Annotated in this window: 11 protein-coding genes; 5 read left to right on the top strand and 6 right to left on the bottom strand. The window is 72.5% G+C overall.

Features of this window, described 5'->3' with window-relative positions:
• Window positions 1-4 precede the first annotated feature (4 nt).
• The gene (locus GJQ66_RS00960; protein WP_155047494.1) at window positions 5-775 is read right to left on the bottom strand and encodes an SDR family oxidoreductase; all 771 of its coding nucleotides are present in this window, start codon (window positions 773-775) and stop codon (window positions 5-7) included.
• A gap of 8 nt (window positions 776-783) precedes the next feature.
• Window positions 784-2,166: a GntP family permease gene (locus GJQ66_RS00955; protein ID WP_155047493.1), complete on the bottom strand. Its 1,383-nt coding sequence runs from the start codon at window positions 2,164-2,166 to the stop codon at window positions 784-786.
• Between the two features lie 113 nt (window positions 2,167-2,279).
• On the opposite strand from GJQ66_RS00955, the gene GJQ66_RS00950 reads away from it, so the two are divergent.
• A complete protein-coding gene (locus GJQ66_RS00950) occupies window positions 2,280-2,984 on the top strand; it encodes a FadR/GntR family transcriptional regulator (RefSeq protein ID WP_155047492.1) in 705 nt (234 codons plus the stop codon).
• Window positions 2,985-2,988: 4 nt separating this feature from the next.
• Here the strand turns inward: GJQ66_RS00950 and rsmI are convergent, their stop codons facing one another.
• Window positions 2,989-3,804, bottom strand: coding sequence for a 16S rRNA (cytidine(1402)-2'-O)-methyltransferase (gene rsmI / locus GJQ66_RS00945; RefSeq protein WP_155047491.1), 816 nt, complete (start codon window positions 3,802-3,804; stop codon window positions 2,989-2,991).
• 23 nt (window positions 3,805-3,827) lie between these two features.
• On the opposite strand from rsmI, the gene GJQ66_RS00940 reads away from it, so the two are divergent.
• Window positions 3,828-5,360: a phospholipid carrier-dependent glycosyltransferase gene (locus GJQ66_RS00940; RefSeq protein ID WP_155047490.1), complete on the top strand. Its 1,533-nt coding sequence runs from the start codon at window positions 3,828-3,830 to the stop codon at window positions 5,358-5,360.
• 57 nt (window positions 5,361-5,417) lie between these two features.
• Here GJQ66_RS00940 and GJQ66_RS00935 read toward each other — a convergent pair whose 3' ends face one another.
• From GJQ66_RS00935 to GJQ66_RS00925, 3 genes are all read right to left on the bottom strand, one after another.
• Window positions 5,418-6,254 carry an aldo/keto reductase gene (locus tag GJQ66_RS00935; protein WP_155047489.1) on the bottom strand — a complete coding sequence of 279 codons (837 nt, stop codon included), beginning with the start codon at window positions 6,252-6,254 and terminating at the stop codon, window positions 5,418-5,420.
• 73 nt (window positions 6,255-6,327) lie between these two features.
• Window positions 6,328-7,599 carry a glycosyltransferase gene (locus GJQ66_RS00930; protein WP_155047488.1) on the bottom strand — a complete coding sequence of 424 codons (1,272 nt, stop codon included), beginning with the start codon at window positions 7,597-7,599 and terminating at the stop codon, window positions 6,328-6,330.
• Window positions 7,600-7,704: 105 nt separating this feature from the next.
• The gene (locus GJQ66_RS00925; RefSeq protein ID WP_155047487.1) at window positions 7,705-9,939 is read right to left on the bottom strand and encodes a glycoside hydrolase domain-containing protein; all 2,235 of its coding nucleotides are present in this window, start codon (window positions 9,937-9,939) and stop codon (window positions 7,705-7,707) included.
• Between the two features lie 77 nt (window positions 9,940-10,016).
• Here GJQ66_RS00925 and hrpA point away from each other — a divergent pair, with 77 nt between their 5' ends.
• The 3 genes from hrpA to GJQ66_RS00910 all read left to right on the top strand — a co-directional run bounded on the left by hrpA (window position 10,017) and on the right by GJQ66_RS00910 (window position 18,301).
• Complete coding sequence (gene hrpA, locus GJQ66_RS00920) at window positions 10,017-13,901, top strand: ATP-dependent RNA helicase HrpA (RefSeq protein ID WP_155047486.1); 3,885 nt, start codon at window positions 10,017-10,019, stop codon at window positions 13,899-13,901.
• Between the two features lie 44 nt (window positions 13,902-13,945).
• A complete protein-coding gene (locus GJQ66_RS00915; RefSeq protein ID WP_155047485.1) occupies window positions 13,946-15,979 on the top strand; it encodes an acyltransferase family protein in 2,034 nt (677 codons plus the stop codon).
• 111 nt (window positions 15,980-16,090) lie between these two features.
• Window positions 16,091-18,301 carry an NADP-dependent isocitrate dehydrogenase gene (locus GJQ66_RS00910; RefSeq protein WP_155047484.1) on the top strand — a complete coding sequence of 737 codons (2,211 nt, stop codon included), beginning with the start codon at window positions 16,091-16,093 and terminating at the stop codon, window positions 18,299-18,301.
• Window positions 18,302-18,315: the final 14 nt, after the last annotated feature.

The following is an 18,315-nucleotide window of genomic DNA, read 5'->3' as shown; positions in this document are numbered from 1 at the left end:
CTTCTCACACGACCGCGGTCATGCCGCCGTCGACGACGATGTTCTGGCCCGAGACGAAGCTCGACGCGTCGGACGCGAGGAACAGCAGGGCCCCGCGCAGCTCGCGGACGTCGCCCCACCGGTGCGCCGGCGTGCGGTTCACGAGCCACCCGTTGAACTGCTCGTCCTCGACGAGCGCGCGGTTCATGTCGGTCGCGAAGTAGCCCGGAGAGATCGCGTTGACCTGGATGCCGTAGCGCGCGAGGTCGGCGGCCATCCCCTGTGTGAGCAGCGCGACGCCGCCCTTCGACGCCGAGTACGGGGCGATCGTCTGACGCGCGAGCTTGGACTGCACGGATCCGATGTTGATGACCTTGCCGGAGCCGCGCTCGACCATGTGCGGCGTCACGAAGCGCGAGACGTAGAACATGCTCGAGAGGTTCGACGCGATCACGGCGTCCCAGTCGGCGACCGGGAACTCCGAGATCGGCGCGCGGCGCTGCAGACCCGCGTTGTTGACGAGGATGTCGGGCGCCCCGTGCTCCGCGACGACCTGGGCCGCCGCCTCCTCGACGGCGGCCGCGTCCGTGACGTCGAAACGCACGGTCGCGGGCGCGGTCCCCGTCGCCTCGCCGATCTCGGCGGACGCGGCGGCGAGCTGGTCGGCGTCGCGGCCGTGGAGCACGACGCGCGCGCCCGCCTCCGCGAGACCGGTCGCGAGGGCGCGACCGAGGCCGCGCGAGGAACCCGTCACGAGCGCGAGGCGCCCGGACACGTCGAAGAGGTCGGTGGACATGTCTCCTCCTAGAGGATCGCGTAGACGACGAGGACGAGGACGAATCCGACGACGGACTCGATCGCCTGCTGAACCGTCCACGTCTTGAGCGTGGTCTTGACGTCCATCTGCATGAGGCGCCCGACGAGCCAGAAGCCCGAGTCGTTCACGTGGCTCGCGAAGACGGATCCGGCGGCCGCGGCGAGCGTGATCGCCGCGACGTCGACGGTGCTGAACGATCCGCCGGTGACGGCGGGGGCGAGCAGGCCCGCCGTCGTCACGAGGGCCACGGTCGCGGATCCCTGCGCCAGGCGCAGGATCACGGCGATGAGGTAGGCCGCGAAGATGATCGGCAGCCCGAGGTCGGACAGCGTGTCGGCGAGCGCGTCGCCGATGCCCGAGGCGCGCAGGACGCCGCCGAACATACCGCCGGCGCCCGTGATGAGGATGACGGAGGCGACGGGACCGAACGTCGAGTCGACGAGCTTCTCGAGCGCCGAGCCGTTCTCGCCGCGGAACTTCCCGAGCACGAGGAGCGCGATGAGCACCGTGATGAGCAGCGCGATCGGCGAGCTTCCGATGAGCATGAGCGCCTGCACCCACACCTGGGTCTCGTCGACGACGCCGATCGAGCCGAGTGCGTCGAGGCCCGTGTTGAGGAAGATCAGCACGAGCGGGATCAGCAGGATCCCGATGACGGTGCCGGCCTTCGGCGGGTTCGCGGGCTGGTCGTCGTCGCTCGCGCCGAACAGCGGCGGGACGATCATCGGGAAGCGCTTGTTGACGAACTTGCCCCACAGGTAGCCCGAGACGTACCAGGTCGGGAACGCGATGACGATACCGATGAGCAGGACGACGCCGAGGTTCGCGCCGAAGAACTCCGAGGCCGACACGGGGCCCGGGTGCGGCGGCAGGAAGACGTGCATGACCGAGAAGGCCACGGCGCCGCTGAAGCCGTACAGCAGCAGGTTCTTCCCGCCGATGCGGCGCGCGACCGCGAAGATGATCGGCAGCATGACGACAAGGCCCGCGTCGAAGAAGATCGGGAAGCCGAGGATGAGCGAGGTCACGCCGAGCGCGAAGGCGGCGCGCTTCTCGCCGAAGACGCGCACCATCATCTCGGCGATGACCTTCGCCCCGCCGGAGGACTCGATGAGGCGGCCGAGCACGGCGCCGAGGCCGATGAGCAGCGCAACGGATCCGAGTGTGGATCCGAAGCCGCCCACGAGGGTGCTCACGATCTCCCCGGTGGGGATGCCCGCGGCGACCGCGGTGAGCAGCGACACGAGCACGAGCACGAGGAAGGCGTGCAGGCGCAGCTTGATGACGAGGAACAGGATGAGCAGGACGGCGCCGGCTGCGATGCCCAGCAGCGGCCCTGCTCCGAGTGTCTGAGTCCACTCTTCGGTCATGGGATTCTCCGTTGAATTCGGTCCGGGCGCGATCCGTCGGCGGACGCGCTCGGCGAAAAAGTATTACTTATCGACACAGTAAAGTATCACTATTGAAAGCGAGAGGGGACCCGATGGCGGGTGGCATCCACGGCGGCGTGGTCGATGACCTCGGCACGCTCATCGCGTCGGGCGAGATCCCGCCCGGCTCCGTCCTCACCCTGGCGCGCCTCGAGAGCGACTTCCAGGCGTCTCGGACCGTCGTGCGGGAGGCCGTGCGCGTGCTCGAGAGCCTCGGGCTCCTCGCCGCCCGGCGGCGGGTGGGCATCACCGTGCGCCCCCGGGAGGAGTGGGACGCGTTCTCCCCGCAGCTCATCGGGTGGAACCTGCACGGACCATTCCGCCAGCAGCAGCTTGAGGCGCTCATGGAGCTCCGCGTCGCCGTCGAGCCGATGGCCGCCCGCCTCGCCGCCCAGCGCGCGAGCGACGCACAGCGGGCCGAGCTGCGGCGCCTCGCGGAGGAGCTCCGCCACCTCGGCGCGCGCGGGCTCGGCGCGAGCGACGCCTTCCTCGCCGCCGACGTCGCGTTCCACGATGTGCTCCTCGCCGCCAGTGGGAACCCGCAGCTGAACGCGCTGCGCGCGCCCGTACGCGAGGTCCTGACCGGCCGGTCCCGCCTCGGAATGACGCCGTCGGTGCCCGCCGCGGGCACCCTGGAGGAGCACGAGGCGGTGGCCTCGGCCATCAGTCAGGCCGATGGCGCCGTCGCCGAGGCCCACTCCCGCCACCACATGATGACCGTCTGGGACGAGATCCAGCAGGACCACTCGCTGCGCTGACGGCTCACCCGTCGCGCAGGGCGGCCTCGTACAGATCGCGCGCGGCGTGGCCGGTCGCCTGGGCCACCTCGCGCGTGGCGTCCTTCAGGCGCGTGCCGGATCCGACGAGCTCCCGCACCCGCCGGAGCGCGTCCTCGAGCGGGACCTCGCGCGCGGCCGCACCGCCGATGACGAGGACCACCTCGCCGCGGACCCCACCCTCGGCCCATGCCGCGACCTCCGCGAGCGTGCCGGTCACGACCTGCTCGTGGAGCTTCGTCAGCTCGCGCGCCACGGCAGCGGGCCGGTCCGCGCCGAACGCCTCGGCCATGTCGGCGAGCGTCTGCGCCGTGCGCGTCGGCGCCTCAAAGAACACGAGGGTCCGCGGATCCGCCGCCACGGCCGCGAAGGCGCGGGCCCGCTCCCCCGGCTTGCGCGGGACGAAGCCCTCGAACGCGAAGCGATCGGTCGGCAGGCCCGACACCGCGAGCGCCGTGAGCACCGCGCTCGGCCCTGGGACCGCCGTGACCTCCACCCCCTGCTCGCGCGCGGCGCGCACGAGGCCGTAACCCGGGTCGCTGACCGTCGGCATGCCCGCGTCGCTCAGCACGACGACGTCGGTCTCGCGCGCGAGGCGGACGATCTCCGGCGAGACGCGCTTTTCGTTGTGGTCGTGGAGCGGGATCAGGCGCGGCCGGTTGTCGATCGCGAGGGCCGCGAGCAGGCGCTGCGTGGTCCGCGTGTCCTCGGCGGCGACGACCGTCGCCTCGCTCAGCAGTTCGACGAGGCGGCGAGACGCATCGCCGAGGTTGCCGATCGGGGTGCCCGCGAGGATGATCATGCGACTCAGCCTAGGCTGGCCGGGTGACCGTTCGCCCTCCGGCCGATAGCCCCGCGCGTCTCGCCCGCTGGGCCGTGCCCGTCGCCGTCCTTGCGGCCGCGGCGGCCCTCCGAATCCCGGGCGTGGGCGGCCCCGAGGCCCTCATCTTCGACGAGACCTACTACGTCAAGGACGCGCTCACGCTGTGGCACCTCGGCTACGAGGGCACGTGGGGGCAGGACCCGAACCCGGCGTTCGAGGCGGGCGACACGTCCGGCTACACGGCCGCGGGTTCGTTCGTCGCACACCCGCCGCTCGGAAAGTGGATCATCGCGCTCGGGATGGCCGCGTTCGGCGACGGCCCGTTCGGCTGGCGCATCGCGACGGCCGTCGCGGGGACGCTCCTCGTCGGGCTCGTGTACCTCGTCGGCCTGCGCCTCTCGCGCTCCGCCCCGATCGCGGGGGTGGCCGCGGGCCTCGTCGCGATCGACCCCCTGGCGATCGCGATGAGCCGCGTCGCGCTGCTCGACACGCACCTCGCGGTGTTCCTCCTCCTGGGCTTCTGGTTCGTCCTCCTCGACCGAGACCGCACCGCGCGCGCGATCCGGGCCGGGGCGGGGCGGGATCCGATCGCGGGGCCCGTCGTCTGGGCGCGCCCATGGATCCTCGCGGCGGGCCTCGCGTTCGGGTGCGCCACCGCCGTGAAGTGGTCCGGGCTCTACGCGATCGCCGTCGTGGGCATCGCCCTCGTCGCGGCCGACGCGATCGACCGGCGGCGCGCGGGGATCCGGCTCTGGGCGCCCTCGGCGATCGGCCGCCAGGGCCCCGCGACCTTCCTCCTCTTCGTGCCCCCCGCCGCCGCGGCCTACCTCGTCGCCTGGAGCGGCTGGCTCGTCACGTCCGGCGGGTACGGGCGCGCAGCGTCCGCGAACCCGCTCGCCGCACTCGTCGAGTACCACCGGGCGGTCTTCGCCTTCCACGCGGGCGTCGACTCGCCGCACACGTACGCGAGCCCCGCCATCGAGTGGATCGCGATGCTGAACCCCACGCTGATGTACCGCGAGACGCCATCGTGCGCGGGCGGCAGGGAGTGCGTCGCGCTGATGGCCGCCCTCCCGAACCCCCTCATGTGGTGGCTGGGCGCCGCGGCGGTGGCCGCGTTCGCGATCCGCCTCGTCGGCGGCGCGATCCGGCGTCGGCCTGTGCGGGGGGCAGAGGCCTTCGTCCTCGTCGGCGTCGCCGCCACCTACGCACCGTGGCTCCTGCTTCCGGGGCGCACGATGTTCAGCTTCTACGCCGTCACGGTCCTCCCGTTCGTGGCCCTCGCGTACGCGCTCGCGCTGCAGCGGATCCGGGCCCCGCGGCCGCTCGTGCTGCTCCGCGATGCCTCGGTCGGGGAGATCCAGCGCGAGCAGGCGCGAGCGGACGCAGCGCAGCGCACGCGGCGGGCCGTGACCTCGGTCGTCCTGGGAGCCACGGTCGTCGTCGCCCTGTTCTTCCTGCCCTTCGGGACGGGCTGGCCGCTCCCCGAGCCGCTCTACCGGGCGCACCTCTGGCTCCCGAGCTGGTTCCTGTAGGCCCGCACGACGACGGGCGCCGGACCCCCGAGGAGATCCGGCGCCCGTTGCGAGGCCCTAGTTGAACTCGAGCGGGTGGGAACCCACGCGGCCCGACCCGTCGCCCGGGTCGATCGCGTCGATCGCGGCGATCTCGTCCGCCGACAGGGCGAAGTCGAGCACGTCGAAGTTCTGCGCCATCCGCTCGCGGCGGGACGACTTCGGGAACACGATGAAGCCGCGGTCGAGGTGCCAGCGGATGACGACCTGCGCGGGCGTCTTGCCGTGCGCCTCGGCCGCCGCCACGACGGCGGCGTTCTCGAACAGCGGGTACTTGCCCTGGCCGAGCGGGCCCCACGACTCGGTCTTCATGCCGTGCTCTTCGCCCCAGGCGGTGACGTTCGCCTGCTGGTAGGCGGGGTGCAGCTCGATCTGGTCGACCGCCGGGACGACGCCGGTCGCGGCGACGACGGCGTCGAGGTGCTCGGGCAGGTGGTTGGACACGCCGATCGACCGCGACAGCCCCGCGTCGCGGATCTCGACGAGCTTCTCCCACGCGTTCACGAAGGTCTTCTTCTCGGGCGTCGGCCAGTGCGTGAGATAGAGGTCGACGTAGTCGAGGCCGAGCTTGTCGAGGCTCTCGCGGATCGCGGCGTGCGGCTCCTCGCCCGCCTGGCGGTCGTTCCAGAGCTTCGTCGTGACGAAGAGCTCCTCGCGCGGAATCCCGCTCTTCGCGATGGCGGCACCCACGCCCTCTTCGTTGCGGTAGATGGCGGCGGTGTCGATGTGGCGATAGCCGACCTCGAGCGCCTCGGAGACGGCCTGCTCCGCCTCGTCCGCGGGGACGAGGAAGACGCCGAAGCCGAGCTGCGGGATGTCGAAGCCGGAGTTGAGGGTCACGGTGGGAACGGTCATGACCCCACGATAGGCCCGCGCGACAGGGGCGGGACGGGACGGGAAAGAATCCGCCCCGCCGCGCCCCGCGCGCTCAGGCCGCGACCCGCTCCCGGCGCGCCACGCGCGCGAACAGCCGATCGAAGACGTTCATCCGGTCGAACTGCAGCGCGAACGCGCGTGCCCTCGCCTCCCAGTCCGCCCGCTCGAGGGAGGACATCTGGAGGATCCGGTCGAGCGCGGCCGTGATCTGCGCGGGCGCCTCCACGTCGACGATGAGCGCCGTGTCGCCCACGGCCTCCCCCACGCCGCCCGTCGTCGTCGTGATCGCCGGGCCGCCGCCCGCGAGCGCCTTCTCGGCCAGCGCGATCCCGAACGTCTCGACGAACTCCGGGCGCGGCTTCGTCGGGAGGGCGTAGGCGACGGCGCCCGCGAACAGGAACGGCTTCTCCGCGTCGTCGACGTCGGTCAGGAACACGATCCGGTCCGCGGCCGAGGACGCCGCCGCGTAGTCGCGCAGCTCCTGCTCCTCGGGTCCGCGCCCCGCGATGACGAGCTTCTTGTCGGTCGCGGCCGAGGCCGCGAAACCGTCGATGAGGTCGTCCACGCCCTTCGCCGCCGCGAGGCGCGAGAGGTAGAACACGTATCCGTCGCGCACGAGGCCGCGCGCCGCGAGCCGCGCCTCGACCTCGGCCGGGTCCAGGTCGAGGAACAGCGACGAATCGATCGCGGGATACGAGATGTCGATCCGCTCGGTGCAGCGGCGCGCGTAAGCCGTGCCGTGCCGCTCGTCCAGGCGCTGTGCCTCCTCGACGATCAGGTCCTTCGTGTACTGGCTGACGGCGACGCAAACGTCGCTCGCGAGGTACCCCTCCAGGACGTGCGCGGCGGCGCCGAAGCGGTCCTCGATCACGCACTGCCGCACGACGTTCGTGACGTCGGAGCCCACGGCCTCCGCGATGGTCACGACGTCGACGGGAAGGCCCGTCCGGCGCGCGACCTCGACGGCGTCGGTGACGGCGGTCGTGTGCGGCGAGAGGTACAGGGACATCGCGACGGTCGGGACCCCGTCCGTGAACAGCTCCACGAGGCGCCCCACGAGACCCCCGATGTAGCGGCCGTCGACGACCTTGTAGTCGCCGACCGGGTCCGGCCGCTCGACCGTGATGCCGGGGCTGTACGGCATGACCGTGTCGAGCGGCTTCAGCGGCAGGCCCGCGGCCTCCAGGCGCTCGATCGGCCAGGTGACGATGCGGACCTCCTCGAAGCCGCGCGCGATCGCGGCCTCCGCGAGATTTCGTGCCTCTCCCGAGTGTCCGCAGATCACCGGATCCGCTCGGACAACGATGACGAGTCGACGGTGCATGATGGCTCCTCACTGTGTGCCGGGTGGCCCGAGACTACGTTCCGCGTGTAACGCGGGTGCACCCGGCGTGTTACGGCTGGGGACGGGCCGGATGAACGTCCGTCGTCACAGCCGCCGCGTGACCTCGGCGGCCTCGGACGGGTACGAGGGCGGGCGGTGCTCGCGCGCCCACTCGCCCGGTCGCGCCGCGAGCTCCAGGCGCAGCACGCCCCCGCCGCGCACCTCGGATCCGGTCAGCCACCCGCGGTCCAGGTCCTCGCCGTTGAACCGCGCGCCGACCACGTAGCGCGGGCCCCCGCCCGCGCCCGCTTCCGCGAACCCGACCGCCTCCACGCGGAGGTGCTCGCCGGACGGGAGGTCGATGCCGGCCTCCGGCCAGGCGGGCGCGTTCACGAGGAAGAGGTCCTGGCCCGCGACGGGAAAGAGCCCGAGGCTCGCCCACACGACCCACGAGGACAGGCCGCCCGAGTCGTCGTTGCCCGGGAGCCCCCCGCGCCCGACCCCGAACATATTCGTGAGCGCCGCGTGCACGATCTCGGCCGTGCGGTCGGGCCGGCCCGCGTACATGTAGGCCCACGGGGCCTCCATGTCCGGTTCGTTGTTCAGGCCCTCGAAGCGGCCGAGCGCATAGCCCGCCTCCATCTCCTCGCCCGACGGGTTCACGCCCGGCTGGACGACGGGATCCGCGCCGTACCCGAAGAAGCGGTCCAGCATCGCGACGAAGGCCTCGTCTCCCCCGGCGAGCGCGATCCGCCCGGCCATGTCGTGGGTGAGCCGGTAGGAGTAGTTGTACTTCGTGCCCTCGTAGAAGGTGGACTCGCGCAGGAGGCCCGTCCCGGGGTCGAAGGCGTTGCGCCAGCGGCCGGCCAAGAGGCGGCACTCGGCCGCGACTCGCGCGTCGCCCACCCGCTCGGCCACCCGCGCCGTGCACCAGTAGGCGAAGGCGATGTCGAGGGTGTGGCTGATGGGCTCGGCGCGGCCGCCGGTGAGGAAGTCCTCGCCGTAGGCCCGCCGGAGGTCGGCGAGCATGTGGACGAGGGCCCAGTCCCAGTCGATCCCGGGCACCCCCGCGGCGCACAGGTCCGCGAGCATCGTGTGCGCGAGCCCCGACGCCTGGCGGGAAAACCGGTCGGATCCCTTCGCCATGCGGTACCCGATGGGGAAGTTCCCCTCCTCCTCGCACACCTGGATCAGCGCGTTGGCCAGGTCGGCGCTGCGCTCGGGCGCGAGGAGGCTTACGAGGGGCAGCTGGGTCCGATAGATGTCCCACATCGTGCAGATGTCGAAGGCGTAGGGCCCGGGCGTCGGCCACTGCGGGCTCTCGTTCGGCGCGATCGCCGGCTTGATGAAGGAGTGATACATCGCGGTGCCGAGGACAGTGCGGGCATCGGGCGCGCCGGCGTCCGTGCGCCCCTCGACCGCGATGGGGTCGAGGTGCTGCGACCAGGCGGCCCGCGTGGCGGCGTGGCGGGCGTCGTATCCCGTGCCCCCGGGGCAGTCGCCGAGGAGGTTGGCGCGGGCCTGGTCGACGCCGCGCAGCGAGAACCCGATGCGCAACTCGATCGTCTGGCCCGCCGTGACGGAGCCCTGCCACATGAGCCCGAAAGGGCGCATGGTCGTCGGGCGGATCGCGTCGAAGTCGAGGCGGCGCCCGCCCGGCATGAGCCGCCGGTCGTACCAGAGCAGCTGCCGCCAGTGCGGGGTGTCCGCCTCCATGTGCAGGGCGAGCGGCGTGCCCTCCACGACGATCTCCCCCTGGGCCTGGCCGATGTCGAGCGATTCGAGGTGGGCCCGGAGCGGCACGGTCGCGCCGTACGGGATGTCGAGGCCGCCGACCGAGAGGTCGATCACGAGGCGCGCGTCGGCGGTCTCGGGGAAGGTGTAGCGGTGAACGGCCGACTTCGGCCCCACCGTCACCTCGCCGCGGATCCCGTTGGACAGCGTGAACGCGTAGGCGCCGGGGGACGCCGCCTCCTCCGTGATCTCCCACTCCCGGCCCAGCTCGTCGAGCCGGTCGATCATCGGGGTCACACGCACGTAGTTGTAGTACTTGCGGATTGCGCCCGTGCCGGACTGCTGGAAGTGCGTCACCCCGCTCGCGACCGGGCGTTCGCGCATGCGGGGCGGCACGCCCTCCGTCGACAGCGCGTACTCGCCGTACCCGGTGGGGTACGCGCCCGAGTAGGCGCACGCGGAGACCATGCCGAGCGGGTACGTCGCGCCGGGGTGCGTGTTCCCGATCTGGGGCTTGGGCCACCACCAGGTGGCCGCGAGCCCCGTCGGCTGAGGCAGGTCGGTGGGCTGCGTTCCGATGAACGGATCGACGTCCGCGAGCTTCATCTCCCCGAAGGTAGCGGGCCCACGTGTCCGGAATATGACGCGCGTGCGGCGCGCGGTCGCGGATAGACTGAAACGCTATGTCCGAACCCGTGCTGTCGTTCCCGCCCGAGCTGCCCGTCAGCGCCGCGCGCGCGGAGATTGCGGACGCGATCCGGGACCACCAGGTCGTCGTCGTCGCCGGCGCGACGGGATCCGGCAAGACGACCCAGCTGCCGAAGATCGCCCTGTCGCTCGGGCGGGAGCGGATCGCCCACACGCAGCCGCGCCGCCTCGCCGCGCGCACGATCGCCGAACGCGTCGCGGAGGAGATGGGCGTGCCGCTCGGCGGCGCGGTCGGATACAAGGTGCGCTTCACGGACCAGGTGTCGGACGACACCCGGATCGCGCTCATGACCGACGGGATCCTTCTCAACGAGATCCATCGCGACCGCCTGCTCACGCGCTACGACACGATCATCATCGACGAGGCGCACGAGCGCTCGCTCAACGTCGACTTCCTCCTGGGCTACCTGAAGCGGATCCTGCCGGAGCGGCCGGACCTCAAGGTCATCATCACGTCGGCGACGATCGATCCCGACTCATTCGCGCGACACTTCGCCTCGCCCGATGGCACGCCCGCCCCCGTCATCGAGGTCTCGGGCCGGACCTTCCCCGTCGAGATCCGCTATCGGCCGATCGGCCGGCCCGACGCCGACCAGGCGCCGGAAGCGGACGTCGACGAGCGCCCCTACGACGTCGACGACGAGGTGCAGGCGATCGTCGAGGCGCTGAGGGAGCTCGATCGCGAGCCCCGCGGGGACGTCCTCGTCTTCCTCCCCGGCGAGGCGGAGATCCGCGACGCGGCCGACGCCGTGCGGGGCGCGTTCTCGAAGGACGCCGCCCCGACCGAGGTGCTGCCGCTCTATGGCCGGCTGAGCGCGGCGGAGCAGCACCGCGTGTTCGAGCCGTCGCGCGTCGCCGGTGTGAGGCGCCGCGTCATCATCGCCACGAACGTCGCGGAGACCTCGCTCACCGTGCCCGGCATCAAGTACGTCATCGACGCCGGCACCGCCCGCGTCTCCCGCTATGCCGCGCGCGCCAAGGTCCAGCGCCTCCCGATCGAGCCGGTCTCGCAGGCCTCCGCGCAGCAGCGCTCGGGCCGCGCGGGCCGCACGAGCGCGGGCGTCGCGATCCGCCTCTTCTCGCACGCCGATTTCGCCTCGCGCCCCGAGTTCACGGATCCGGAGGTCCTCCGCACCTCCCTCGCCGCCGTCGTGCTGCAGATGCTCGCGCTCGGCTTCGGCGACATCCAGGCGTTCCCGTTCCTCACGCCCCCGGACGGGCGCGGCGTGAAGGCGGCGTTCGATCTGCTCACGGAGCTCGGCGCGGTCCAGCTCGGGCGGGGAGGAGCGGATCCGCGGCTCACCCGGACGGGGCGCCAGATCTCGCGCCTGCCGATCGACCCGCGGTTCGCGCGGATGATCGTCGAGGGCGAGCGCCGCGGCGTCGCGGGCGACGTGCTCGCCATCGTCGCCGGCCTCTCGATCCAGGACGTGCGCGAGCGCCCCGAGGAGCGCCGGGAGCAGGCCGACGCCGCCCACGCGCGGTTCGCGGATCCGACGAGCGATTTCCTGTCGCTCCTCAACCTGTGGAACTACCTGCGGGAGCAGCAGCGGGAGCTCGGGTCGAGCGCGTTCCGACGGCTCGTGCGATCCGAGTTCCTCAACTACGTGCGCGTGCGGGAGTGGTTCGACGTGCACCGCCAGCTGCGCTCCCTCACCCGCGGCGCGACCGAGGGGGCGTCGGCCGCGACCGGATCCGCCGACGCCGACGCGCTCCACCGCGCCCTGCTCGCGGGCCTTCTCAGCCAGATCGGCGTGCTCGACGAGCGCGAGACGCGCAAGAGCCAAGGGCCGCGCGGCCGCCGCACCGCCGAGTACCGTGGGGCGCGCGGGGTGTCGTTCCAGGTGTTCCCCGGATCCGCGCTCAAAAAGCAGCGCCCGAAGGCCGTGATGGCCGCGGAGCTCGTCGAGACCTCCCGCCTGTTCGCGCGCACGGCCGCCGCGATCGACCCGGCCTGGGCGGAGGAGCTCGCCGGCGACCTCGTCAAGCGCCAGTTCTCGGAGCCGCACTGGTCGAAGGATCAGGGCGCGGCGATCGCCTACGAGAAGGTCACGCTGTTCGGCGTCGAGATCGTGCCGCGCCGGCGCGCGCAGTTCGCGCGCGTGGACCGCCCCGCGGCCCGCGAGATGTTCGTGCGGCACGCCCTCGTCGAGGGCGAATGGGATCCGCACGCGCTCCCGAAGCAGGCGACCGCGTTCCTCCGCCAGAACGCGAACCTCCGGCGTCGGCTCGAGAAGCTCGAGGAGCGCGAGCGCCGGCGCGACATCCTCGCGGGCGACGAGGCCGTGTTCGCCTTCTACGACCAGCGGATCCCCGCGGACGTGTTCGACGTGCGCAGCTTCGACGCCTGGTGGCGGCGCGAGCGCGCGGACCGGCCCGACCTGCTCTCGATGCGCGAGGCGGACCTCCTCGACGGCGAGGCGACCGCCGACGCCCGGGACTTCCCGCCGACGTGGCGCCAGGGCGACCAACGGCTCGACCTCGCCTACCGCTTCGAGCCCAGCGCCGACGACGACGGCGTCACGGCCGTCATTCCGCTCGCCCTGCTCGCGAGCGTGGAGCCGGCCGGCTTCGACTGGCAGGTGCCCGGGCTCCGCGACGAGCTCGTGACCGCGATGCTCAAGGCGCTACCGAAGGCGATGCGCCGGCACGTCGTGCCCGCCGCCGACTGGGCGGAAAAATTCTCGGCAGAGCTGCGGGGGCTGGGCCCCGAGGACACCGACGGGCGGCCGGCCACGACGCTCGCCGACGCGCTCGCGCGGCTCGTGCAGCGCCAGGCCAACCAGCGCGTATCCGCGAGCGATTTCGACCTCGCGCGGGTGCCGGCGCACCTCACGATGTCCTTCCGCGCCGTGGACGCCCGCGGTCGCCGCGCGGGGTCCTCGCGCGACCTCGCGTCGCTGCAGCGCGAGCTGTCGGGGCGCGCCCGCGACTCGGTCGCGCGCCAGTTCGAGGCGCCCGCGCCGCGACCGGGGCGCGCCGCCCAACCGGCGCCCGCGCCCATCGAGACCGCGGGCCTGACCGACTGGACCTTCGGGGAGCTCCCCGCCTCCGTCGACACCCGCGTCGCGGGCGGCATCGTGCGCGGCTTCCCCGCGCTCGTCGACGAGAAGACCTCGGTCGCCGTGCGCCTCGAGGCGACGACGGATCAGGCCGCGCGGCTCACGCGGAGGGGCCTCCGGCGGCTCCTCCTGATGACGGTGCCCTCCCCCGTGTCCTACGTGCAGGAGCACCTCTCTTCGGCCGAGAAGCTCGCCCTCGCCGCCGCGCCCGCGCCGTCGCCGAAGGCCGTCATCGAGGACTGCCGGGCCGCCCTCTTCGACGCCGCGATCGCCCGCCACGGCGCGGTGCGCGATCGCGCCGCGTTCGAGGCGCTGCGCGCCGAGGTGACCGCCGGATCCGTCGAGGACGTGTTCGCCGCGGTCTCCCTCGTCGCAAAGATCCTCACGCTGTGGCGCGAGGTCGAGCGCGACCTGAAGAAGACGACATCGATGACGCTGCTCGGCGCGCTGAGCGACGTCCGGGCGCAGGTCGCGGGCCTCGTGCACGCGGGCTTCGTGACGCAGACGGGCATGGAGCGCCTGCGCCACCTCCCGCGGTACCTCGAGGGGGCGCGGATCCGGCTGGCTGCCCTCCCCGACGCGCCCGGCCGCGATCGCGCGTGGATGACCGAGTTCGAACGCGCCGCCCGGGCCTTCCAGGACGCGGGCGGCACCGTTCCGCTCGGCGAGGACGCGGATCCGCGCCTCGAGCGCGCCCGGTGGATGCTCGAGGAGCTGCGGGTGGGGCTGTTCGCCCAACGGCTGGGCACGGCGGAGACGGTCTCGGTGCAGCGGATCCAGAAGGCGCTCGCGGGCTGACGCCCGCACGCGCCTGTCGGCCAGCGTCCCTATAATCGGCGCACATGCCCCCCGCCGCTCCCGCCCCCGCCCCCGCGCACGCGCCGCGCCTCGATGTGCAGGGGCTGCGCGCCGTCGCCGTTCTCGCGGTGATCGCCGACCACGTCTTCGCCTGGCCGCGCGGCGGCTTCGCCGGCGTGGACGTCTTCTTCGTGATCTCCGGCTTCCTCATCACCGGGTTGCTGCTGCGCGAGATCGATCGCACGGGGCGCATCTCGTTCCGCCGGTTCTACGCCCGGCGCGCGAAGCGGATCCTGCCCGCCGCGGCCATCGTCATCTTCGCGACGGTCGTGGCCTCTGTCGTGCTCCTCGGGCGGTCCGAGGCGAAGAGCGTGGCGATCGACGGCGTGTTCAGCGCGCTGTTCGTCGGCAACTGGCGGTTCGCGGCCGAGGGCGTCGACTATTTCGCGCAGGGCACGCCGCCGTCCCCCCTGCAGCACTTCTGGTCGCTGGGCGTCGAGGAGCAGTTCTACCTCGTGTGGCCGTGGCTGATGCTCGCCATCGTCGTGTTCGCCACCTCGCGGGCGGGCAAGAGCCTCGTGTCGGCCCGCCGTGCAACCGTCGTCGCAATCGCGCTGCTCACCGCGGCGTCCTTCGGGTGGGGGCTCTATGAGACGGCCACGAACCCGGCCGTCGCGTACTTCTCGACCTTCTCGCGCGCGTGGGAGCTCGGGGTCGGGGCGCTTCTCGCCTTCGCCCCCGCGCTCGCGCTCTCGCCCGGACTCCGGCGCGCGCTCGCGTGGGGCGGGCTCTTACTCATCGCCCTGTCGCTCGCCGTCGTCTCGGGGGACTCCCCGCTCTGGCCCGCGCCCCTCGCCCTCCTCCCCGTCGCCGGCGCGTTGCTCGTCATCGTCGCGGGCGGCGGCGGATACCGCGGGCCCGCGCCCCTCACGGTGCGCCCCGTCACCTACGTCGGCGACATCTCGTACAGCCTCTATCTCTGGCACTTCCCCGTCGCGATCCTCCTCGTCACGCTGCTCCCCGCGGGCAGCGTCGCCTACGGCGTCGTCGCCCTCGCTGCCACGGCGATCCTGTCGGTCGCGAGCTACCACCTCGTCGAGGATCCCGCCCGCCGCGCCACGTGGTTCCGCCGGCAAGGCGCGATCGCGGCCCCCACGCGGGCGTGGCTGCCCACCATCGCATCGCTCGCGGTCGTCGGGCTCGGGGGGGCCGCCGCGTTCGTCGCGGTCGACGCCGTGCGCGCGCCGGCCGGGGCCGCCACCGCGGCCGTCGTCGAGACGGCGGACGGTGAGATCGACTGCCGCGGCGCGGGCACATCCGCGCACCCGGACGCCTGCGCGGACGCCTCGATCGAGACGCTCGCCCCGGCCCCCGCGGACCTCCTCGACGACACCGGCGGCGCCTACGCCTGCTATTCCACGACCGACGTAGAGATGCAGACCTGCCACTACGGATCCGAGGACCCGGACGCGACGCGCGTCGCGCTCGTCGGCGACAGCCACGCCGCCGCGCTGCTGCCGGGGCTGGAGCCGCAGCTCGCGGACCGCGAGTGGTCGCTCGACACCTACGTCGGGCGAGGGTGCATCCTCCGCGAGAACGCGGACGTCGCGGACGACTGCTCGCGCGCGCGCGGCGACATCAACGCGCGCCTCACCTCCGGCGACTACGACCTCGTGATCGCGACGTCCTCCCGCGCGTACTCGCCCGACGTCCCGTCGCAGCAGGCCATGCTCGAGGCGATCGCGGGGGCGGGCACGACGGTCGTCGTGGTCGCCGACAACCCCCTCCCGTCCGAGGACGCGATCGCGTGCACCACGCGCCTCGGGGTCTCGCCCGCGAGCGCGTGCGCCACGGCGGCGGCGGCGGCCCTCGGCCCCGAGCACACCCTCCAGACCGCGGCGGAGGGCGCCGGGGTCCCGGTCGTCGACCTCACGGACCTCTACTGCACCGAGGAGGCCTGCGACGGGATCATCGGGGGCGTCCTCGTCTACCGCGACGCGGCGGGGCACACGACCGCGACGTGGGCGCGCAGCATCGGCCCGTACCTCGCCGACGCGATCGCGCGCGCCGCGGCCTGAGGCCCGCCGCGGGACACGCGCCTGCGCCGCGCGGCGCGAGCTTGGTATCTTGATGTCGAGAGATTGCTGGGCCGAACCGGCACACCCCGACATCAGGAGCGCCACCGAAGCATGTCCAAGATCATCTACACGAACACCGACGAGGCGCCGCTCATGGCGACCTACTCGCTGCTTCCCATCATCGAGGCGTTCGCGAAGAAGGCCGGCGTGGAGTTCGAGACGCGAGACATCTCGCTCGCGGGCCGCATCCTCGCGCAGTTCCCCGAGCGCCTCGCGGACGACCAGCGCATCGGCGACGCGCTCGCGGAGCTCGGCGAGCTCGCCGAGGATCCGTCGGCGAACATCATCAAGCTGCCGAACATCTCGGCCTCGATCCCCCAGCTCAAGGCCGCGATCGCGGAGCTCCAGCAGCTGGGCTTCGACGTCCCGAACCTGCCCGAGGACCCGCAGAGCGAGGACGAGAAGGACATCGCCCAGCGCTACGACAAGGTCAAGGGCTCGGCCGTCAACCCCGTCCTCCGACAGGGCAACAGCGACCGCCGCGCGCCCGGCGCGGTCAAGGCCTACGCCAAGGCGCACCCGCACCGCATGGGCGCATGGTCGCCCGACTCGAAGACCCGCGTCGCGACGATGGGCGAGAACGACTTCTTCTCGAACGAGAAGTCGTACGTCTCCCCCGCGGACGACACGCTCCGCATCGAGCTCGTCGGCGCCTCGGGCGAGACCACCGTGCTCAAGAGCGCGCTGCCGGTGCTCGCCGGCGAGGTCGTCGACGGCACCTTCATGAGCGCGAAGGCGCTCGACGCGTTCCTCGCGGAGCAGGTGCGCCGCGCCCAGGAGGACGGCGTGCTGTTCTCCGCCCACCTCAAGGCCACCATGATGAAGGTCAGCGACCCCATCATCTTCGGCCACGTCGTGCGCGCGTATTTCGCCCCCGTCTTTGAGGCGTACGGCGACGACCTCTCGGCCGCGGGCCTCTCGGCGAACGACGGCCTCGGCGCCATCTTCGCGGGCCTGTCGGCCCTGCCGAACGGCGCCGAGATCCGCGCCGCCTTCGACGAACGCCTCGCCGCCGGGCCGAAGCTCGCGATGGTCAACAGCGACAAGGGCATCACGGGACTGCACGTGCCGAGCGACATCATCATCGACGCCTCGATGCCCGCCATGATCCGCATCGGCGGCCACATGTGGGGCCCGGAGGGCGAGGAGGCCGACACGCTCGCCGTCATCCCGGACTCGTCCTACGCCGGCGTCTACCAGGCCGCGATCGACGACTGCAAGGCGCACGGCGCGCTCGACCCCCGCGAGATGGGGACTGTGCCGAACGTCGGCCTCATGGCGCAGAAGGCCGAGGAGTACGGCTCGCACGACAAGACCTTCGAGATCCCGGAGGCCGGCACGGTGCGCATCGTGACCGGATCCGGTGAGGTCGTCATCGAGCACGACGTCGAGGCGGGCGACATCTGGCGCGCCTGCCAGACGAAGGACGCGCCGATCCGCGACTGGGTGAAGCTCGCGGTCACCCGTGCGCGCCTCTCCGGCACGCCCGCGGTCTTCTGGCTCGACGAGAACCGCGCGCACGACGCGCAGCTCATCGCGAAGGTCACCGAGTACCTGGGCGAGCACGACACCGACGGCCTCGACATCCGGATCATGGCGCCGGCCGCCGCGACCGCCCTGTCGTTCGAGCGGATCCGCCAGGGTCTCGACACGATCTCGGTCACGGGCAACGTCCTGCGCGACTACAACACGGACCTCTTCCCGATCCTCGAGGTCGGCACGTCGGCGAAGATGCTCTCGATCGTCCCGCTCATGGCGGGCGGCGGGCTCTTCGAGACAGGCGCGGGCGGATCCGCCCCGAAGCACGTCCAGCAGCTCATCGAGGAGGACTACCTCCGCTGGGATTCGCTCGGCGAGTTCTTCGCGCTGGCGGCGTCGTTCGAGCACCTCGGGCAGACGACCGACAACGCCAAGGCCCGCGTGCTGGCCGCGACGCTCGACGCCGCGACGGCCACCTTCCTCGAGCTCGACCGCTCGCCCGGGCGCAAGCTCGGCACGATCGACAACCGCGGCTCGCACTTCTACCTCGCACTGTACTGGGCCCAGGAGCTCGCCCAGCAGACCGAGGACGCGGAGCTGGCCGCGGCCTTCGCCCCGCTCGCGAGCTCGCTCGCGAGCGACGAGGAGAAGATCGTCGCCGAGCTCATCGCCGTGCAGGGCCGGCCGGCCGACGTGGGCGGGTACTACCGCCCCGACGACGCCAAGGCCGCGGCGGTCATGCGGCCGTCGGCCACGCTGAACGCCGCGATCGACGCGTTCTGACGCCCCTCTCCCGA

It is taken from the genome of Microbacterium sp. ZXX196, from assembly GCF_009709595.1.
GTDB lineage: Bacteria > Actinomycetota > Actinomycetes > Actinomycetales > Microbacteriaceae > Microbacterium > Microbacterium excoecariae.
This window is presented reverse-complemented; position numbering and strand designations above follow the sequence as displayed.

What these genes read in the sequence shown, in the direction of transcription:
- GJQ66_RS00960 (WP_155047494.1), bottom strand. Translation starts at nt 775, where the DNA reads ATGTCCACCGACCTCTTCGACGTGTCCGGGCGCCTCGCGCTCGTGACG.
- GJQ66_RS00955 (WP_155047493.1), bottom strand. Translation starts at nt 2,166, where the DNA reads ATGACCGAAGAGTGGACTCAGACACTCGGAGCAGGGCCGCTGCTGGGC.
- GJQ66_RS00950 (WP_155047492.1), top strand. Translation starts at nt 2,280, where the DNA reads ATGGCGGGTGGCATCCACGGCGGCGTGGTCGATGACCTCGGCACGCTC.
- rsmI (WP_155047491.1), bottom strand. Translation starts at nt 3,804, where the DNA reads ATGATCATCCTCGCGGGCACCCCGATCGGCAACCTCGGCGATGCGTCT.
- GJQ66_RS00935 (WP_155047489.1), bottom strand. Translation starts at nt 6,254, where the DNA reads ATGACCGTTCCCACCGTGACCCTCAACTCCGGCTTCGACATCCCGCAG.
- GJQ66_RS00930 (WP_155047488.1), bottom strand. Translation starts at nt 7,599, where the DNA reads ATGCACCGTCGACTCGTCATCGTTGTCCGAGCGGATCCGGTGATCTGC.
- GJQ66_RS00925 (WP_155047487.1), bottom strand. Translation starts at nt 9,939, where the DNA reads ATGAAGCTCGCGGACGTCGATCCGTTCATCGGAACGCAGCCCACCGAC.
- hrpA (WP_155047486.1), top strand. Translation starts at nt 10,017, where the DNA reads ATGTCCGAACCCGTGCTGTCGTTCCCGCCCGAGCTGCCCGTCAGCGCC.
- GJQ66_RS00915 (WP_155047485.1), top strand. Translation starts at nt 13,946, where the DNA reads ATGCCCCCCGCCGCTCCCGCCCCCGCCCCCGCGCACGCGCCGCGCCTC.
- GJQ66_RS00910 (WP_155047484.1), top strand. Translation starts at nt 16,091, where the DNA reads ATGTCCAAGATCATCTACACGAACACCGACGAGGCGCCGCTCATGGCG.